The following is a 19,107-nucleotide window of genomic DNA, read 5'->3' on the forward strand; positions in this document are numbered from 1 at the left end:
TGCCGATCATCCTGTTCTACCCGTTCCTGCAGAAGCACTTCGCGAAGGGGATGCTGATCGGGTCGGTGAAGGGATGAATACCGTGTGTCTCGTGGACGATGCCGTCGCAAGAGACTTCGAGAGTCCTCCGGACAACGCGCGTCCGATGGTCCGCTGGTGGTGGTTCGGCAGCGGCGTATCTGAAGCCGAGCTGGACACGCAGTTGGCAGCCATGCACTCCGCAGGAATCGGCGGGGTGGAGGTGTCCATCGTGTATCCGCTCGAGGAAGGCAGAGTCGGCGGTGCGGCATCCGACGGCTTCCACGCGGCGCTCGGTCACGCGGCGCGGAGCGCACGCGAACTGGGCATGAGGTTCGACTTGACTCTCGGCAGCGGATGGTCCTACGGCGGTTCCCATATTCCGTCGCGCCTCGCGGCGCAGCGCCTCCGGTGGGAAGAGCGAACCGTCGGCCAGCACCCGCATCGCATCGCCTTGCCAGGGCGGTGGCCCGGTGATGAGCTCGTCGCCGCGTTCGTACGGACCGGAGTCATTGGAGAGAAACACGAGGACTTCCTACCGGTGACGATCGACGGCAATGAGGTGCTTCTCCCCAAAGGGGCGGGCCCACGTACCCTGGTCGTTGCCACGGCAGGACCGACTGGACAGCTCGTGAAGCGCGCCGCCGATGGAGCAGAAGGTCCTGTCCTGGACCACTACTCCCGCGAGGCGGTCGAACACCATCTGCGAACGATGGGCGAAACGCTCCTTCGGGCTGCGGGGGGTGCGGACTTCGTCCATGCGGTCTTCTGCGACAGCCTCGAAGTGTATGACGCCGACTGGACCCCTGCGCTGGTGGAAGAGTTCGAAGCGCGGCGAGGATATGACCCACGCTCGAGCCTGTTCCACCTGCGGCTGTCGGGGTCCGCAGGTGCGACTTTCAGGGCCGACTACCATCGCACGCTCTCGGAGCTCGCGGAGGAGAACTTCCTCGACGTGGTGCACCGCTGGGCGTCATCACACGACGTCCTCTTCCGTGTGCAGAATTACGGGCAGCCCCCCGTGCGCGTCAGCGGCTACCGACACGCTGACCTGATCGAAGGCGAGGGGTGGGGGTGGCTGGGCATCCCGCAGACCAAGTGGGCATCATCCGCCGCCCACCATCTAGGCGTGAGCGTCGTCTCGTCCGAAACCTGGACATGGGTCAACTCTCCCTCCTTCCGGGCGCGGCCGATCGATCTTAAGGGTGAGGCGCACGAGCATCTTCTCGCCGGAGTCAACCAGTTCATCGGTCACGGCTGGCCGTACTCGCCGGCCTCGGCACCCGACCCGGGGTGGGCCTTCTATGCCTCGGGGGCGATCAATGATCGCAACGCGTGGTGGATCGCGGCGCCGGAGCTGTTCCGTTACCTGCAGAGACTCTGTGCGGTGATGCGGCACGGCGACCATGTTGCGGATGTCGCGATTTGGTTGCCGTACGACGATGCGTATGCATCCTTCCGCGCGGAAGAGGAGCTGAACCTCTGGAAGCGCAGCACCGATCTGATCGATGCCGCCGTTCCGGTCGCTCTCCGACGTGCCGGCTATGACTACGACTTGATCGATGAACTGGTTCCGACCGCTTCGGTGAAGGCGCGGCATCGGGTAGTTCTGCTCCCGGATATCGAGCGGCTCACGGCGGAGGTCGAGGGTCGGCTGCACGAGTTCGCGGACGCCGGCATCCACCTGATTCAAGTGGGGGCTCAAACAGAAGGCCGTTTTGAAAGGGCGGTGCAGGTGACGACCGATGACCTCATCTCCGCAGTCGGCCAGGTCGTCGCCCCCGACATGATTGTCGAGGACGTCTCCACTGAGACGGGCGCGAATATTGCTGTCGGCTTCGTTCACCGTCGGCTTGCTGACTCGGAGCTGTATTTCATCGCCAATACCGGCCCCGATCCGCGCTCGGTGACGCTCTTTCCTCGCGATGGATCTCCGCTGTGGGAGGAATGGGACGCCCACGACGGGTCACGGGTGCTGCGCACGGGCGCTATGCGCATCGAACTCGCCCCGTACGGCTCCTCGGTGATCGTAACCAGAGCGGTCGACGGAGAGCCCCTCCCATCCGAGAGCCCGGCCATGCCGACTCACCTCCGCGTCGCGGATCTCGGGCCAGAGGTGCGTCTGATCGGTTGGGATGTCTCGGTCAAGGACTCGCCGACTCGTCGCGTGCATGCTCCGCACAAGTGGGACGAGGACCCACAAGTACCGACGAGCACCACCGCGGCGGTCTACTCGACGACCGTCGTGCTCGAAGCTGATACTGACGCCACGTTGATCATGGCGTCTCATCAGCTTGCGGTTCCACACAGGACCGCGACGCAGCCGCAGTCGTTTCAAGCGCACGCGGCTGTGCCTCTCGGCGCGGTTGCAGAGGTGCGAGTGAACGGCGTTTCCGCGGGGATCGTCTGGGACCACCCCTATGTCCTGCCGGTGCAAGGGCTGCTGAGAGAAGGCGAGAACTCGATCGAAATCCACGTAAGAGGAGTCTCGCTCCCCGCGATGCGCTCCGTGGAGTGGAGTGAGATCTTCCGTCGCGCGCGAGAGCGGTTCGGTGCCCGGTTCGACATGCAGGACCTTGCCGAAGTAGATCGGCCGACGGATAACGGTCTGCTGGTCGTGCCGACGCTCCTGCTCGCCGCCCCGGGAGCACGGGGCGCAGCGGCGGGATGATCTCCTCACGAATCAGGTAGCGATCGCCTTCAGCGGAACGGTATGCGATCGATCAGGACAATGCTTTCGTTTGAATGGTTGATGGGTGCTCAGCGATGACTGGATGATAGGCAGTCTATAGATAAGGACGAGGACGACGCTTTCAGTCTTGCCTTGCGTTGGTGCTGCAGGGTGGATACGATCGTGTCCAGACACCGTCCCGCATTGAAGCGGGACGCAAACCATCTGATCGAGCGTGTCGAGTTCCGCGCCATCCTGCATTCGGAGCGGTGGTTCACTTCGATCGCGCCGAAGGAGGCACGATGAGCGTCATCTCCCGCACGTCGACGGGACTCGTTTCCACTGCCAAGCGCAGAACAGCCGTTGCGATCTGCGCCGCGCTGTGCATGATTGCCGCGCTGCTGGGAACGGCGCCTTCCACTGCATCAGCGGCGGCGGACAAGCCTACGACCAGCTTCTCGTTCGATTTCGGCTCCGGTGCGGCGGCCGACGGCTACACGACCGTGGAGTGCACGGCCGGGTACTCGCCCGAAACGGGTTTTGGATTCACCTCCACCGTCGGTGTCGAGGCGAAGGATAGGGGCATCGCGGACCCACTGCTCACGGACTTCTGTTTCGGAAATGCGTTGGATTTCGCCGTCGATCTTCCGAACGGAGACTATACGGTCCGAGTCATCGCCGGAGACGCAACGGCGACGCAAGGCCGGATCACGGCGTCCGCCGAAGGGGAGACCATGATCTCCGGAGTGGGCGCTGCTGCAGGGGCGTATGTCGATCGTTCGTTCAACACGCGAGTCGCGGACGGACAGCTCTCGATCACGCTTGCATCCACTCCAGCGCGCATGAATGCTCTGATCATCACCCCCTTCGAATGGGAGCCCGGGCTGAAGCTCATCGATGACGGCAGCGGCTCGATCGTGCTCCAGAACTCCCACGTATCACTGCGTGTCACGACGAAGACGGCCGAAATCACGGCACTCCATCTCAATCGGAGCAACCCTCTCCTCAACTACCTGCGTAACGGCAGTGGAGCCTACCTCGCGAACTGGAGCATTGATGGCGTTGCTAAGCAGCAGACGATCAAGTCCGCGACGTACGAGGTGGTCCAAGATGACGACGAGCGCATCGAGATCGTGCTCACTCAGAACGACCCAGCCGTGCTGCCCTTCGAATTGGAAGTCCACATCGCCCTCGACGTCGACTCGCAGGGCCTGTATTACTACACGATCTACCGCTACCCCGCGGGGATGCCGACAGGCTTGACGATCCAACAGCTGCGTTACGCGTTCAAGACCGATGCGACGCTCTTCACCGAGTATGCGATTGACGATGAGCGACGAGGAGTCGCGCCGCTGGAGACGGAGTTCCTGGACGAGGAAGTCCAAGATGCGACCTATCGTCTGCCGGACGGCTCGATTTACTCCAAGTACCAGCAGATCAGTGACGACGAGGGCTCTCAGAGCGTCTTCGGAGTCTATGGGGATGGGGTGGGGCTGTCGCTCGTCCAACCCAACAAGGACTGGATGCCGGGCGGACCCACGCGGCAGGAACTGACCACGCACACTGTAGCCGGTGGACAGATCCTGCTGTGGCACGAAAACTCCCGACACTACGGAGCGACGGACCTGGTTCCGGAACCAGGATGGGAGAAGGTCTTCGGTCCGTTCTTCCTGTACATCCAGGAGGGCGACTCGCTCGATGCTATGTGGGACGACGCCAAAGCTCGCCTGTCTGCAGAGGCGGAGAAATGGCCGTACAACTGGATCTCGGATCCGCTGTACGCGGCTGAAACGCGATCTGATGTCACAGGCCGACTGACGATCTCCGACGGATCGAGCGCGAAGGGTGCTTGGGTCCTGCTGACGGACCCCGGTGCCGACTGGCAGGGCGGAAACGGTTCGTATGTTTACACTGCGCAGGCCGAGAGCGACGGAACATTCACCATTCCAGCTGTCCGCCCGGGTGAGTACACGTTGCATGCAATCGCGGATGGCCAAACCGGCGCGTTCGCTCAGGACGGGATCGTTGTGTCGTCAGATCGCGCGCGGGATGTCGGCAATCTCGTGTGGGAAGTGACTCCTGCCACGCGAATCGCATGGCGTATTGGCACTCCGGATCGATCGGCTGCGGAGTTCGTGGTGCCTGAGGGCGTGGCCTCGCCGGTGAATGGTCTGGCGCCATGGCGTGAATACGGCACGTGGCTGCAGTACGCCGTGGACTTTCCGGAGGACGTGAGTTTCCACGTAGATGTTGATGATCCGGCCATCGACTGGCCGTACTTCCAACCAATGATCAAGACGCCGGGAAACCCGGAGGAGCTACTCGTCCCGTACGATCCGACGCTGACGGAGAGGGAGATCCTCTTCGACGTGGACGGTCCGCCGCGGGATGCGACGCTGACCGTGGGCATCGCGAGTGCTGTCTTCGCGAATCTTGCAGTCCAGGTCAATGGCGAGCGTGTCGCCGCGTGGGATCCGATCCCCGGTCCCGAGGGCGACAACGCGCTGTACCGCCATTCGGATCGCGGGCAGGCGCGAGAGCTCGAGGTCGAGATCCCCGCGGAGCTCCTCCGCGAGGGGAGCAATAGTGTCACGCTCACACCAGTGTCGGAACCGGAATCGGGGACCTGGACATCCGTGTTCGCGAACGTCATGTACGACTTCGTCCAGCTCGCCTGGAACGGCGACGCCGATGAGACTCCGCCCGTCATCTCGGGACTTCCGTCCGGGACGGTGGCGGACTCGCTTGTCCTCGACACGGCTGACTTCGCAGCGGATGAGGAGTCGGACGTGCAGCGCGTCACAATCGAACTGGATGGAGAGACCATTGAGTCCGGCGCGCCGATCATCCTCAACGGCCTGCTGGGGGAGCACCATATCGTCGTGACTGCGGTCAACGCCGCCGGGCTTTCTGCGACGGCGGAGAGCAGCTTCCTTGTCGTGCGCGACGACGGGGCCACACAAGCACCCGGCGTCGGTGTGCTATCCAGCACCAGCGGCCGCGCGTGGGGGCTTCACGACGGGAACTTCACGGTCGAGATGAACCTCTGGTGGGGGACGACCGGTAGCATTCTGAGAGTGTACGAGAACGGTGAGTTGCTCGTCACGCAGGCGCTCGAGCCGACCACGCGGTCCCAGTCCGCAAACATTCCCGTGGTGGGCCGTGCTGACGGCGACTATGTCTATACAGCCGAGCTCATCAACCTGCAGGGAGCGACGAAGACGAGTTCGATCACGGTGACGGTGAACGCGGCGAAGCCAGGAGCGCCGGTGCTCAGCCACGATGACTGGGACGGCGATGGTTCCTTCACGCTGACGGCGGACCTCTGGTGGGGGACCAACGCGAATCAGTATCGTTTCGAACTCGACGGCGTGGTCGTCGGGCAGGGCGACCTGACCGCTCGCAGCCCCGGTGCTCAGCGGGCGACCGTTGCCCTCCAGGGCATCCGGAAGGGCGACCATGTCGCGCAGGTCTTCTTCATCAACGCGGCGGGCGAGACAGCCGGCGCGCCGGTGACGGTTCGTGTGACCACCGAGTAACCAGGTCGCGCGCCCACTTTGGTGAGACTTGCTCAAGACTCAGCGGGGAATGGAGTGCGTTGGGTGCTCCCTCGGATGATGAGTCGGCCGGGCAAGAGTTCGCGGTGCTCGGACGCCGTCCCTCCTTGAAGGGCGAGCTGAACGACGAGCTCGCCGGCTTCGCGCAGCGGATGCGCGACTGTCGTCAGTGGAGGCTCCAGGTCGTGTGCGACCGGGAGATCGTCGATCCCGCTCAGCGACACGTCCTGCGGGAGCTGCAGCCCCAGTCCGTCGATGGCGGCATAGGCGCCGAGGGCGAGACGGTCGTTCACGCACAGGATCATGTCTGGCGCAGCGCTCAGGACATAGGACGAGACGACGGCCTCTGCGTCGCCGCTCTCGTTCCGGGAGTGCAGCGTGTGGATGTCGTTGATCCCCGCTTCACGGAGCCCCGCTTCGATCCCCTCGGCGCGTAACCGGCCGCTCTCGTTCGTCGCAGGCCCCGCCAGGATCAGGGCGGACCGCCCACCGCCCGTCGCGACATGGTGCGCGACCATCCGCCCGTCTTCGTAGTCGTCGAAGCTCACCGATGGATAGGGCAGCACAGCGGGGCCCAGCACGACCACGGTGCCGTTCTCGTGCTGCACGAACGCATCCAGTTCGCTCTCGAGTTCGGCTCTGATCGACGGCTCCGATACCCACGCCCCGGTGAGCACGATGGCGCGTGGGCGCAACGAGCGCAGCACCTGGAGTGCGAAGATCTGCTGCTGCGGTTCCGTGCCCGCCGATGAGACCGTCGTCGTCAAGCCAGCAGCAGTCGCGGCTTCTCCCGCAGCGATCGACAGCTCCGCCAATGCTTCGACACCGAGTTCGTCCGTCAGAATCGCCAGCAATCCTCGTCGTCCCCGCATCGCACTCGCCACGGCGTTCGAGACATAGCCGACGTCCGCGGCGGCCTGGCGCACTCTGGCATCCAGATCCTCGCTTACCGGCTTACCGCCGTTCAGCACGCGGGATGCCGTCGACGCGGAAACCCCGGCGGCGCGGGCCACGTCGCTCAAGGTCACGGTCGAGCGCGGCGTTCGGGACTTCAGGGCGGCCTCCTGCGCGGGGTGGGTACGGCTGTGTGCCAGGATAACGGAATGACCCCCTCCGATGGGCCGCTGCCGTCGGCCTCCCGGGCGCAGCGGGTGAGCTTGGAAGCGGTGGCACGCGAGGCCGACGTGTCGCTCGCCACTGCCTCGCGCGCGCTCAGCGGCACGTCGGTGCGACCGCACCTGCGGGAACGGGTCGAGCGGGCGGCCGAGTTGCTCGGCTACCTACCGGACCTCGCCGCTCAAGCCGTGGCGCGCGGCACGACTCGGACCGTCGCGCTCATCGTGGACTATCTGCGAAGCCCGTTCGGCGTAGAGATCACCAGGGGCGTCGTGGATGCAGCATCCAGACACGGTCTCGTCGTCAACGTGACAGGAACCGAGACCCACCCCGGCGACCTGCTCGAGATGATCGCGAGCGCGAGGGCGCTGCGCCCCCGATCGCTGGTGCTCGCAACGGGACGCGTGCAGGACCCGGCAATCCGCGAGAGTCTCGTCCGTGATCTCGACGCCTACCGCGAGGCCGGCGGGTCCGTCGCCATCGTCGACGGGATAGACCTGCCGTTCGCGAGCTGCGCGTTCGACGAGGAGACGGCAGCGGACGCCCTCGCCACCCAGCTCGTGGCGATGGGATATCGGCGCCCACTGATCTTCAATTCCTCGTCCGAGCGACCGGACCTCGTTGCACGCACGACGGCGATCATCTCCGCATTCGCCAGGGCAGGGTTGCCGCGAGATGCGATCTCACTCAGCGAGATCCCGACGGGTGTGTCGGCCGCGCTCCCGCACGAGGAGTTGCTCGAACTGGGGCAGTCAGACGTCGTCCTGTGCGTGGAAGGCGCGCTCCTGCCCGCCGTCTATCGGCACATCCGCTCGCGCGGCCTCCGCGTCGGCGCTGATGTCGGGGTGACCGCCTTCGGGCAGTACGGGATCGCGGATGCGCTTCGCCCGCACCTCACCACTGTCCTGTTCCCGCTGAGGCGGGCCGGCGAGCTCGCCCTCGAGCACGCACTCTCAGACACCGATGGGGCACATCTCGCGCTCTCCTGCGACCTCCGCATGCGTGCGAGTACACCGTGGCGCACGGAGCCTCCTCGCATCAGCGAGGCCGAACGCGGGAGCACCGCATCGCCCGACCGTCGTCCGATCGGCGTCGTCCTCGGTACCCTCCCGCCCGAGGGCACCGGGCTCGTCGTGCGCGAGCTAATGGATCAGGCACGACGCGACGGCCAGCTCTGCGAGTTCGTGAGCGAGAGTGCGCTGATCGGAGACGGTGTCGAGGTATCAGCGCTCGCCGGTTACGCGGCGCTGCTGGTCTGGGGTGCGGTGCCTCCCGCTCTGATCGACAGGATCGAGGCCACGGGCGTGCCCTGCGTGTCCGTGGACGTACCCCGTTCCGTCGGACCCGCGCAGCTCTCGCTGGAAGTGGCCGAAGGGATGCAGTCCCTCCTGGAGCATCTGCACGACCAGGGACATACGCGAATCGTCTACGTCGTCGGTGATGAGGCCGACCCCAGCGAACGGCAGAAACGATGGGGGATCGACCTCTTCCTGGCCACGCACGGCGACGTCGATCTCGTGCTCGTCGACGATCGAGCCCAACCGTCTGGACCCGACCTGGTCGACAGAGTGCGAGAGCAACGGGTCACAGCGGTGGTCGGTCACGACGACTTGGCGGCCGCGCGCACCCTTGTGGCTCTCCTGGACGCGGGGATGCGGGTTCCGGAAGACGTGAGCATTGCCGGGTTCGGCGGTAGCCCGATCGGCGAGGTCACCGCCCCGGCCCTGACCACCGTGAGCGTGGACCTCGCGGCAGTCGCAAGGGCAGCGTGGCGTCTCCTCTCCGCGGACATGGCCGCCGGTGAGTCGCACTCACGCGGCGCGAAACTGATCGTGCGTGCCAGCACAGGGGCTGCGTCGAGCATCTGAGACGCCACTCTGCGGAGCGATGCAGCCTGATCGCATCGCTGTGCATCGCCGCGCATGCGTTGGGGACAAGGCTTCCCGAGGGTTCGCGAGTGAGTGTGAGGAACCTAATGGAAACTCTGTATTAGTGCCGGACAACGGTTTCAGAAAACTTTGCAGTTCGCACATCTCCGTAGTAGCCTTTCGAGCAGCCGCCTTCCAAGGAAGTTGGCGTGATCGCATACACAGCAGTAGAGGCGTGGGGCGGCGACGTTCCCAGAGAGGACAACGATGTTCAACAAGAAGCGAGTCATCGCGACTGTCGCGATGGCAACCGGTGCAGCCATAGCGCTGGCAGGCTGCTCCAGCAGCGAGCCCGAGGCCGGAGCCACCTACGACCCCGACGAGAAGGTCACGCTTACCCTGGCGTTCTGGGGCAACGACGTGCGCGCCGAGTTGTACAACGAGGCGATCGCGGCCTTCAATGAGGAGTATCCGAACATCACGGTGAACGCCTCGTTCCTGGACTTCCCGAGCTTCTGGGAGAAGCGTCAGACCGAGGCGGCAGGCAAGAACCTGCCGGATGTCATGCAGTTCGACTACTCGTATCTGCGCCAGTATTCCGAGAACGGCCTCCTCCTCGACCTGGAGCCCTACCTGGGCAGCGTCATCGACACCGAGGCATTGCCGCAGAACATTCTCGACATCGGTGTCGTCGGTGGTGTCACTACAGCCATCCCCACCTCGACCAACGCCTGGGGCCTGTTCACGAACCCCGTGTTCCTCGAAAAGGCCGGTGTGGAGGAGTTCGCGGGAGGCGATTGGGAAGACTACGTCGACTGGATGGGCGACGTCACCCAAGCCGGCGGTGGCGCATTCTGGGGCGGTACGGACTACACCGGCCGCATTCAGAACTTCGAGATCCAGCTGCGCGCCGAAGGCTCGTATCTATTCAGTGAGGATGGTGAGCCAGGCTTCGACGAGGAACGCCTGACCGAGTTCTGGGAGTCGGGCGCTGCGATGCGCGACGGGGTCACCGTTCCGCAGCAGCAACTGGAAGAAGTCTTCCCGAAGGGCGGCTTCGAGACCGGCCAGACGGCCAGCGAGCTCTCCTGGGACAACTTCGGCGCGGGCTACCTGGCGGGCCTTGGCGCGGACTACACGGAGCTCGGACTGGTCGCCCCGCCGGTGACGGAAGACGGTGCGAAGGACCTGTACCTCAAGCCGTCCATGTTGCATGCGATCTCCGCGAACACCGAGCACCCTGAGGCTGCGGCGACACTGGTCGACTTCCTGATCAACTCTCCTCAGTCGGGTGAGATCTTCGGCACAAACCGCGGACTGCCGGCGTCGGAGACGGCGCTCGAGGCCGCAGCCCTCGACCCGATCAGCCAGCAGATCAAGGACTACGAAGCTTCGATCGCCGACCGCCTCGGCGACGCACCGCCGGTCCCGATCATCGGTGCCGGAAGCCTCGAGGAGAAGTTCCGCCAGCTCGGCGTCGAACTCGGGTTCGGGACGATCACGGTGGACGAGGCTGTCACGCAGTTCTTCGCCGAGATGGACGTCGTCCTCAACCAGTAGTCAATCCTCGGGAAGGGCCCGCGCCACGTGCCGGGCCCTTCCCCGCGACGCGATCAGCAGGTGCATCGACATGAACAGCAACGCAACACGGGCCATCGTCACCGAGGGATCCTCCTCCCGCTCCTCTCGAAGCGGCAGGCGCAGACCCGATGTCCGCCCGGGAGTCAGGCGGGCCGCCAGGCGGGAGACGGTCGCGGGGTACGGGTTCCTCGTGCCGTGGCTGGTCGGGTTCTTCGGGCTGACGCTGATCCCGATGGCGTACTCGCTGTACCTGTCGTTCACGAGTTACAACATCTTCTCCCCGCCGAAGTGGATCGGCTTCGACAACTACGTGCGGATGTTCACCAGCGATCCCGCGTTCATGCAGTCGGCGCAGATCACCCTGATCTACGTGCTCGTCGGGACGCCGATCACGTTGGCTGCGGCGCTGGCGGTCGCGATGCTGCTGAACTATCGCGACAAGGGTGCCGGGTTCTTCCGCTCCGCGTTCTACGCGCCGTCGCTGATCGGCGGGTCGGTGTCGGTCGCGATCGTGTGGCGGGCGATGTTCGCTGACGATGGGCCGGTCGACAACTCGCTGTCGTTGTTCGGCATCGATCTGGGCGGGTGGATCGGAAACCCGAGCCTGGTCCTGCCCGCGATGATCCTTCTCGCTATCTGGCAGTTCGGGTCGACGATGGTCATCTTCCTCGCCGGACTCAAGCAGATCCCGAAGGAGCTGTACGAGGCGGCAGAGATGGACGGCGCCGGTCCGTGGCACCGGTTCCGTGCGGTGACGGTTCCGATGCTGTCGCCGGTGGTGTTCTTCAACCTGCTGCTGGGTCTGATCGGCGCGTTCCAGGTGTTCGCGTCGGCGTACATCATCTCCAACGGCTCGGGCGGCCCCGCCGGCATGACGAACTTCATCACCCTGTACCTGTACAAGCGCGGATTCTCCGATGGCCAGATGGGCTACGCCGCAGCGATCGCCTGGGTGCTGCTGATCGTGGTCGCCGTCATCGCCTTCATCCTCTTCCGCACTCAGCGCAGCTGGGTCCACTACGCCGGAGACAACCGATGAGCACTTCCAACGCCGCAACGACGTCGGGCGCCGCCTCGACCCCCGTGTTCGCCCAGCAGCAGGCCGCCCCGGCGGCTCCCCCGCGCCGCAAGGTCGCGCGCAAGACGTGGCAGACGGTCATCTGGTTGGTCGTGCTGATCGCCCTCACCGCGATCGTGCTCTACCCGCTGGTCTGGCTGCTGTTCTCGACGTTCAAGCCCAACAGCGAGTTCGGCTCCAACATGGGTCTGCTCCCGAACGCGCCCACGATCGAGAACTATGCGAAGGTCATGGAGGGCATCGCCGGCGTTCCGATGTGGCGGTTCTTCCTGAACTCGTTCATCCTCGCCGCCGGCGCCGTGATCGGCACCGTGCTCTCCAGCGCCCTCGCCGCCTACGCGTTCGCCCGCATCCAGTTCAAGGGCCTCGGCATCCTGTTCGCCGCGATGATCGGCACCCTGCTGCTGCCGTTCCACGTCGTGATCATCCCGCAGTACATCATCTTCAACGAGCTCGACCTCGTCGACACGTTCTGGCCGCTGCTGCTGCCGAAGTTCCTCGCCACCGAGGCCTTCTTCGTGTTCCTGCTCGTCCAGTTCATGCGCCAGATGCCCCGCGACATGGACGAAGCCGCCCGCATCGACGGCGCCGGTCACATCCGCATCTTCTGGGCGATCATCCTGCCGCTGATCAAGCCCGCACTCATCACCTGCTCGATCTTCGCGTTCATCTGGGCGTGGAACGACTTCCTCGGCCCGCTGCTGTACCTCACCAGCCCCGAGAACTACCCGCTACCCATCGCGCTCCGGCTCTACAACGACCAGACCTCCTCCAGCGACTACGGCGCCACCGTCACCGCATCCTTCATCGCCCTTATTCCCGTTCTCTTGTTCTTCCTCGTGTTCCAGCGCTTCCTCGTGAACGGCGTCGCCACGCAGGGCCTGAAAGGCTGATCCATGTCATCGTCTCTCATCTCTTCGGTTATCGTGCCAGGAGAGGTCGTCCTCGACGACCGCGGGCGCATCGCCCAGCTGCACGGCATCGGTGTGCAGCAGATCGGCGATCGCTGGTACGCCTGGGGGGAAGATAAAGCAGCGGGCGACCGATTCACGGCAATCGCGTGCTATTCGACCGGCGACTTCGCGACCTGGCGGTACGAAGGCGATTCCCTGGTCGCAAGCACCGGCGAACTCGCCCCGGACCGCATCGTCGAGCGGCCGAAGGTGCTGCCACGGCCGGACGGATCCTGGATCATGCTCGTCCATCTGGACACACCGGGGTACGACACCGCGCGGGTAGGCTACGCCATTGCGGACAACCCCGTCGGACCCTACCGCTTCTTGCACAGCGAGCGTCCCCTCGGCAACGAGTCGCGCGACATCGGGGTGTACCAGGAGGGGGAGTCCGCCTACCTGCTGTCCGAAGACAGACAGAAAGGTCTGCAGATCTATCGGCTGCGGGACGACTACCTCGCAGCGGAAGAGCTCCTCGTCACTCTTCGCCAGCAGGATCGCCCCGAGTTCGGCTACGAGTCGCCCACGCTCGTGAAGCACTCCGGACGGTACTACCTGTTCGGCTCGGACCTCACGTTCTGGTTCATGAATGACAACAAGTACGCCGTCGCGGACTCTCTGTCAGGCCCATGGTCGTCCTGGCAGAACATCGCACCGGCCGGTACGAACACGTACGAGTCCCAGGTGAGCGTCGTCGTTCCGGTGGGGGAGGGATATGTGTACGTGGGAGATCGGTGGACTCCGGAGGACCTCGAGTCCTCGCCGACGGTCATGCTCCCGTTGCGAATCGAAGGGAACCGCGTCGATCTCGGATGGCGGGACGAATGGCGCATCGACGAATTGAAGGCATGACCCGGGACTGACTTCCGGTCGGCTCAGTTATCAAAGGAGATACATATGAAGAAGAGGACTACTGCTCTCGCGGTGGGTGCGGCGGTTATGGCCTGCTGTGTCAGCGTTCCTGCACATGCAGCCGCCCCGCAGGTCAACCCACCGGGCATCCAACTCGAACACCTCGACCGCGGACTGGTGGCCGCCGAGACATCGGAGGGCGTCTTCCTGAGCTGGCGCTTGCTGGCCACCGAGGTGACGGGAGCCACTCAGAGCGGTCAGACAGGGACCGACTTCGCGGTCTACCGGAACGGCGAGAGGATCGCCGATGTCACGGACAGCACCAATTTCCTCGACGAGGACGGCGATGCCGGTGCGCGCTACGCTGTCGCAGCGCTGGTCGGTGGGCAGGAGACGGACCGCAGCGAGGAGGTGGGGCCGCGGACGGAGAACTATGTCGAGATCCCGCTGTCCAAACCCGCTGCAGGGGTGACTCCGGCCGGACAGCCCTACTCCTACGACGCCGGCGACATGAGCATCGGCGACATGGACGGAGACGGTGAGTTCGAGTACGTGGTGCGGTGGGAACCGACCAACGCGAAGGACGTCTCGCAGCGCGGCTACACCGGCAACACGTACATCGACACCTACACGATGGGCGGACGCCTGCTGCATCGTATCGACCTGGGTGTGAACATCCGCTCCGGGGAGCACTACACGCAATTCATGGTCTACGACTTCGACGGCGACGGTCGCTCGGAGATGATGATGAAGACCGCCCCGGGCACCAAGACCATCTCTTACGACGAGGGCGGTGGCGTCGTCGACGAGCGCTTCATCTCCCTGCGGGAAGAGGACGTCGCGGCGGGTTACACCAACGATGACGACTACCGCCTGAGTGCTGAGGAATACCACGAGCACCTCGTGGACACCTTCCGCGCCTGGCAGGAGCACCCGGAGGTCGTTGCTGGTCGATGGCCAGCCACATTGGAGGAAGCGTTCGGCATCGATCAGCGCTACGCATACCCGCTGTCGGACTCGGACGCACGTGCTCTGGCCGACTACTTCGTGGATGAGTACGCGCCGTCGAGAAGCGTGAACAACAAGCTGCGGGAGTTCGAAGGATTCATCCTCGACGGTCCCGAGTACCTCACGGTTTTCGATGGCGCCACCGGCGCTGAACTGCAGACCGTTGCGTATGAGCCATCGCGCGGCGACGACGGCTTGATGTGGGGCGACTACGCCTATGGGCGCATCGAGCCGGGAAACCGGGTGGACCGATTCCTGGCCGGGGTGGCCTACCTGGACGGTCAGCGTCCTTCGGCGATCTTCGCTCGCGGCTACTACACCCGCTCGACCATCGCTGCGTACAACTGGGACGGCGAGAAGCTTTCCAAGGTCTGGTACGTGGACAGCGGGCACGTCCCCATGAGCAACCCGTTCAACGATGCGCCGCACGGTGGGGATGGCACTTCTGCGGAGTTCGGCGCCTTCTCCGGCCAGGGCTTCCATTCCCTCACCGCCGCTGACGTCGATGGCGACGGCAGGCACGAGATCGTCTACGGGTCGGCGACCATCGACGACGACGGCTCGCTCCGCTACAGCTCGGTCGGAACGCTACCCGACGGCAGCGCGAACCCGGGAGCGACCGTCAAGCTCGGCCACGGCGACCAGCTGCACGTCACCGATATCGACCCGAGTCGGCCGGGACAAGAGATCTTCACAGTCCATGAGGCCGCGCGCAACGCACCCTATGGCGCGGTGATGCGTGACGCTGAGACCGGCGATGTGCTGTTCGGTGCCTACTCCGGCCGAGACACGGGCAGGGGCATCATCGGAGACGTTCGTTCCGATGTTCCGGGCATCGAGGTCTGGTCGAGCATGCCGGTCGGCACCAGCGCTTCGGGGCTGCTCAGCGCTACGGGTGAGATCGTGGATGCGAAGATGCCGGGAACGAACATGAACATCAAGTGGGCTGCGGACATGACCACGCAGCTCGTCAACGGTTCCGGCAATGAGACGCCGACGATCGACGACTGGGAGCGCGGCCGATTGCTGACCGCGGAGGGAACTCTCCGCCCGACAGGGCACAAGAACCCCAACCTGGTCGCCGACGTGTTCGGTGACTGGCGCGAAGAACTGTTCGTGCGCACCGTCGACAGCTCGGCGATCCGCGCGTACTTCAGCACGGAGGTGACCGAGCACAAGCTCGCGACGCTGCTGCACGACCCGCAGTACCGCGCGGAGGTGGCGCGTCAGAACACCACGTACAACCAGCCGTCGTACACGAGTTACTATCTGGCCTCGGACATGGACTTCCGCGACGTTCCCGTGCCGGATGCGTGGACACCGGGGGTCGTCGCGAACCTGCAGGCCGGCCTCGAGGACTTCATCAGCGGTGGGGAGGTTGCCGGGCCTGTGGCGAAACAGCTGACGGTGGCGCTCAGGCAGGCGCAGACCGCCGTCGAACGGTCGGACTTCGTCGCGGTGAGGAAGACGATGGGCCGGTTCATCCAGTTCCTGGAGCAGACCAAGCGGCCGGATACGGTCACGGCGGAGGCGCGGGCGGTTCTCACCGCACGTGCGCAGGCCGTGTTGAAGATGGCCGAGTAGCTCGCCATATGGAGGCCCGGAGTCGGGGCGGGTCCGATGCAATCGGATCCGCCCCGACCGCGGCTGGCGCCGCAAGCACCAGCTCGATCGAGACAGACGACCACGCCGGTGCTCGCATGCTCGGAGAGGTCCTGGGCCTTCGCGGCTACCGGACATCGATCGTGCTCGCCGCACGCCGTGGTATCTCGCCCTTCGATCGCCGGATCGAGGGCTTCCGTGATGCGTTCGAGAGGGCCGGTGGTGAGATCGCCCGGTGTTATCGGGGAGAGATCAGCTGGGACTCAGGGATCGAGATGGCGCGGCAGGCGCTGGCCGAAGGAATCGAAGCGGGCACTGTCGTCGTCGCCGTCGACGACATCGTCGCATTGGCGGCGATGTCGGTGATCAACGGCGCCGGCCGCGAAGTCGGCGCGGATGTGGCGATCTGCGGATTCGGTGACATTCCTGCGGTTCGTGAGGCGAGGATCGGACTCACGACGGTGCGGGTGCCAGCACGCGAGCTCGACCAGCCTGCCTTTCACGAGGTCACAGAGAACGCTTACACTCTCGATCAACGACGAGCCCGACCAGCGGTGCTCATACGCGACACCACTCCCCGGCGTGAGAGCCGGATGCCGCGGCGGCACTCCTCCTAGGAGAACTCGACGAACTCGACTTCGGACGGTGCCAACTCGAAGCGGGTGCCGAGTTCGCGTTCGGAGAGCATGCCGGTCGCCGGCGAGGGGAGTTCAATGCTCTGCACCTCGTCCGACACGTTCACCAGCAGAGCATGCGCAGAATCCGTACGGCGAGCGAGCACGCCCCTCGGCACCTCGATGGAGGGTCGGATGCCGAGATGCGCGAGTTCGTCGGCGATCACCCGATCGATGAGCGCGTGGCGCGCGGGAAGCGCGACGTACACGGCACGGCCCTGGCCGAACTCGTTGACGGTGACGGCAGGGTACGGCTGATCGACGCCGGTGATCGTCGCGACGGCCCGCGCGCCGCGCAGGTGGACCTCATCGATACGCGGGGCCGCGACGCTGATGACCTCGTCACCGAAGTCGATCCTGACCTCGTCACCGACTCGAGCGCCGTCTGTCGCCTCGTTGAGGATATGAGGTTCCTGGAAGGATCCGAGGCGGATTCCGAAGACATCATCGAGCCCGCTCGGTCGCGTCGCGCGGGTGATCTGGCCGTGTTCGTCGAACCAGCAGGAGTATGCCGTGAGGATCACCGTGCCGCCGTCGGCGACGAAGGCACGGATGCGCTCAGCCATCTCGGCGTCGATGACCGCGGCGCCCGCCAGGATGAGCACTCTGTAATCGAGAGCGCTGAAGCGCAGGTCGACGACGCGCGCGTCGATGTTCTGCTCTACGAGAGCCCCGAACGTCGTCTCCAGCTGTCGTTCATGCGGCTCGGGGAACGCGGCGCTGGCGAGCTCGCTGGGGAACGAGAAACCGAGAGCGACCTCTGCCCGAGGCAGATACGGGAAGCCGAACTTCTCGATCCTGGCGAATTCGGAGGCCACCTGACGATACTCGTCGTATTTCCGGTTCGGCACGCCGTCCCAGTCGAGTTGTCCCTGCAGGAAACGCTCCTCACCGGCGTGATGCGATTGCCATGTCCACCCGCACACCAGCTGGTTGCCGTAGAGCAGGGAAGCGAAGGCGCCCTTGCGCACGGCCCCGACCACAGCGGTCTCCGTCGTGAACTCCGTCGCCCAGTAAGGAGTGGAACTCTCGAATTGGATGCGCGGAATCACCCCGAGCGCGTTGTAGAATGTGCCCCGATCGCTCTGCGAGTTGTGCGGGTAGAATCCGCCGCCGCCGCGGTGGATGCGTCCGGAGTGAGCGATCGGAGCGTAGTCGAAGTACCGCCCCTCGTCTCCCTCCACGAAGTACCACTGGTTGCCCGTGAGCAGCGTGGTCGGAGCGTTCGCCGACACCTGATCGATGATCGCGGCGTGGCTTGCGGTGATCTCATCGGAGACGAAGGTGCGGAAGTCGATCATGCGCTCGGTAGGAGCGTCGTGGAATCCGGATCGTGGCAGGTCGACCTCATCGAAGTTGCTGATCCGGCGCGACCATCGCTGACCGGCCCACGCGGCGCTCAGCCCTTCCGGCGTCGTGTACTTGGCCCGCAGCCAGTCGATGAATCGGGCCCGCACGGTCTCCGAATAGGAGTACGGCCCCGACCCCGGTTCGTTGTCGATCCCGAATGCCAGAAGCGCGGAATGGTCGGCATAGTGCGCGGACAGGGCATCGGCGAAGCGCAGGGCGTACTGAAGGTATGCCGGGTCCCCGACGTCCTCCATGTAGCGGGTGTTGGCATGCTCGCGCGTGCCGTGAATGTTCACGATATCGATCGTGGGGTGCTTGCGATGCAGCCAGAGCGGTGCGGGGCGGACGGCGACGTCCAGGATGACCCCGATGCCGCGGTCTGCGGCCAGGTCCATGAAGTCGTCGAACCAGGCGAAGGCGAACTCACCGTCGCGAGGCTCGTAGCTGTCCCAGGCGAGGTGTCCGGCTCGGAGCACGCGAAAGCCCGCGGCGGCCATCAGGTCGAGGTCGCGGACCCATTCCTCGCGGGACAGATCGTGAGGGTGATAGTTGGCGCCGACGTAGAGCGTGCCGTCGAAGGGGGTGGCAGTGTGCGGATGCGACATCGGTGGGACTTTCGCGTCGGGAACGGCTTCAGAGGGCTGGCGTGACGATCGCTGTCACCTACTCGGAGGACCAGCGTAGCGGATTGCAAGCGCTGTCCTCTTGAAAAGAGTGATTGACAGTCGACTTCGAGCAGGACAAGCTGCCTGAAGGGTAAGCCTTATCCTGCCCGTGGG

At 64.9% G+C, this 19,107-nt stretch carries 11 protein-coding genes and 1 pseudogene; 10 read left to right on the forward strand and 2 right to left on the reverse strand.

Annotated features, from left to right (window positions below; genetic code table 11):
- Positions 1-73: 73 nt before the first annotated feature.
- The 3 genes and pseudogenes from ACWAT3_RS06285 to ACWAT3_RS06295 all read left to right on the forward strand — a co-directional run.
- Positions 74-436 (forward strand): annotated as a pseudogene (locus tag ACWAT3_RS06285) (glycosyl hydrolase); the annotation flags it as partial.
- 123 nt (positions 437-559) lie between these two features.
- Complete coding sequence (locus tag ACWAT3_RS06290) at positions 560-2,689, forward strand: glycosyl hydrolase (RefSeq protein ID WP_460797715.1); 2,130 nt, start codon at positions 560-562, stop codon at positions 2,687-2,689.
- 302 nt (positions 2,690-2,991) lie between these two features.
- Positions 2,992-6,228, forward strand: a complete 3,237-nt coding sequence (locus ACWAT3_RS06295; RefSeq protein ID WP_460796799.1) for a polysaccharide lyase family protein — start codon at positions 2,992-2,994, stop codon at positions 6,226-6,228.
- Positions 6,229-6,260: 32 nt separating this feature from the next.
- Here ACWAT3_RS06295 and ACWAT3_RS06300 read toward each other — a convergent pair whose 3' ends face one another.
- Entirely contained in the window at positions 6,261-7,259 is a 999-nt protein-coding gene (locus ACWAT3_RS06300; RefSeq protein WP_460797717.1) for a LacI family DNA-binding transcriptional regulator, read from the reverse strand.
- Positions 7,260-7,349: 90 nt separating this feature from the next.
- Between ACWAT3_RS06300 and ACWAT3_RS06305 the strand changes: the two genes are divergently transcribed.
- The 7 genes from ACWAT3_RS06305 to ACWAT3_RS06335 all read left to right on the forward strand — a co-directional run bounded on the left by ACWAT3_RS06305 (position 7,350) and on the right by ACWAT3_RS06335 (position 16,921).
- A complete protein-coding gene (locus ACWAT3_RS06305) occupies positions 7,350-9,230 on the forward strand; it encodes a substrate-binding domain-containing protein (protein ID WP_460796801.1) in 1,881 nt (626 codons plus the stop codon).
- A 267-nt stretch (positions 9,231-9,497) separates the two neighbouring features.
- Positions 9,498-10,790 (forward strand): ABC transporter substrate-binding protein, encoded by a 1,293-nt coding sequence (locus ACWAT3_RS06310; RefSeq protein ID WP_460796803.1) that lies wholly within the window; start codon positions 9,498-9,500, stop codon positions 10,788-10,790.
- Positions 10,791-10,860: 70 nt separating this feature from the next.
- Positions 10,861-11,850: a carbohydrate ABC transporter permease gene (locus ACWAT3_RS06315; protein ID WP_460796805.1), complete on the forward strand. Its 990-nt coding sequence runs from the start codon at positions 10,861-10,863 to the stop codon at positions 11,848-11,850.
- Entirely contained in the window at positions 11,847-12,782 is a 936-nt protein-coding gene (locus ACWAT3_RS06320) for a carbohydrate ABC transporter permease (protein WP_460796807.1), read from the forward strand. The genes ACWAT3_RS06315 and ACWAT3_RS06320 overlap by 4 nt, the downstream gene beginning before the upstream one ends.
- A 3-nt stretch (positions 12,783-12,785) precedes the next feature.
- Positions 12,786-13,694 (forward strand): family 43 glycosylhydrolase, encoded by a 909-nt coding sequence (locus ACWAT3_RS06325; RefSeq protein ID WP_460796809.1) that lies wholly within the window; start codon positions 12,786-12,788, stop codon positions 13,692-13,694.
- Positions 13,695-13,739: 45 nt separating this feature from the next.
- On the forward strand, positions 13,740-16,286 hold the full coding sequence (locus tag ACWAT3_RS06330) for a rhamnogalacturonan lyase (RefSeq protein WP_460796810.1): 2,547 nt from the start codon (positions 13,740-13,742) through the stop codon (positions 16,284-16,286).
- A gap of 116 nt (positions 16,287-16,402) precedes the next feature.
- Positions 16,403-16,921, forward strand: coding sequence for a substrate-binding domain-containing protein (locus tag ACWAT3_RS06335; RefSeq protein WP_460796812.1), 519 nt, complete (start codon positions 16,403-16,405; stop codon positions 16,919-16,921).
- Here the strand turns inward: ACWAT3_RS06335 and ACWAT3_RS06340 are convergent.
- Positions 16,918-18,933, reverse strand: a complete 2,016-nt coding sequence (locus ACWAT3_RS06340; RefSeq protein ID WP_460796813.1) for a beta-galactosidase — start codon at positions 18,931-18,933, stop codon at positions 16,918-16,920. The genes ACWAT3_RS06335 and ACWAT3_RS06340 overlap by 4 nt on opposite strands.
- Positions 18,934-19,107 lie beyond the last annotated feature (174 nt).

The sequence above is a fragment of the Microbacterium sp. GXF0217 genome (assembly GCF_054798195.1).

What these genes read in the sequence shown, in the direction of transcription:
- ACWAT3_RS06295 (WP_460796799.1), top strand. Translation starts at nt 2,992, where the DNA reads ATGAGCGTCATCTCCCGCACGTCGACGGGACTCGTTTCCACTGCCAAG.
- ACWAT3_RS06305 (WP_460796801.1), top strand. Translation starts at nt 7,350, where the DNA reads ATGACCCCCTCCGATGGGCCGCTGCCGTCGGCCTCCCGGGCGCAGCGG.
- ACWAT3_RS06310 (WP_460796803.1), top strand. Translation starts at nt 9,498, where the DNA reads ATGTTCAACAAGAAGCGAGTCATCGCGACTGTCGCGATGGCAACCGGT.
- ACWAT3_RS06315 (WP_460796805.1), top strand. Translation starts at nt 10,861, where the DNA reads ATGAACAGCAACGCAACACGGGCCATCGTCACCGAGGGATCCTCCTCC.
- ACWAT3_RS06320 (WP_460796807.1), top strand. Translation starts at nt 11,847, where the DNA reads ATGAGCACTTCCAACGCCGCAACGACGTCGGGCGCCGCCTCGACCCCC.
- ACWAT3_RS06325 (WP_460796809.1), top strand. Translation starts at nt 12,786, where the DNA reads ATGTCATCGTCTCTCATCTCTTCGGTTATCGTGCCAGGAGAGGTCGTC.
- ACWAT3_RS06330 (WP_460796810.1), top strand. Translation starts at nt 13,740, where the DNA reads ATGAAGAAGAGGACTACTGCTCTCGCGGTGGGTGCGGCGGTTATGGCC.
- ACWAT3_RS06335 (WP_460796812.1), top strand. Translation starts at nt 16,403, where the DNA reads ATGCTCGGAGAGGTCCTGGGCCTTCGCGGCTACCGGACATCGATCGTG.
- ACWAT3_RS06340 (WP_460796813.1), bottom strand. Translation starts at nt 18,933, where the DNA reads ATGTCGCATCCGCACACTGCCACCCCCTTCGACGGCACGCTCTACGTC.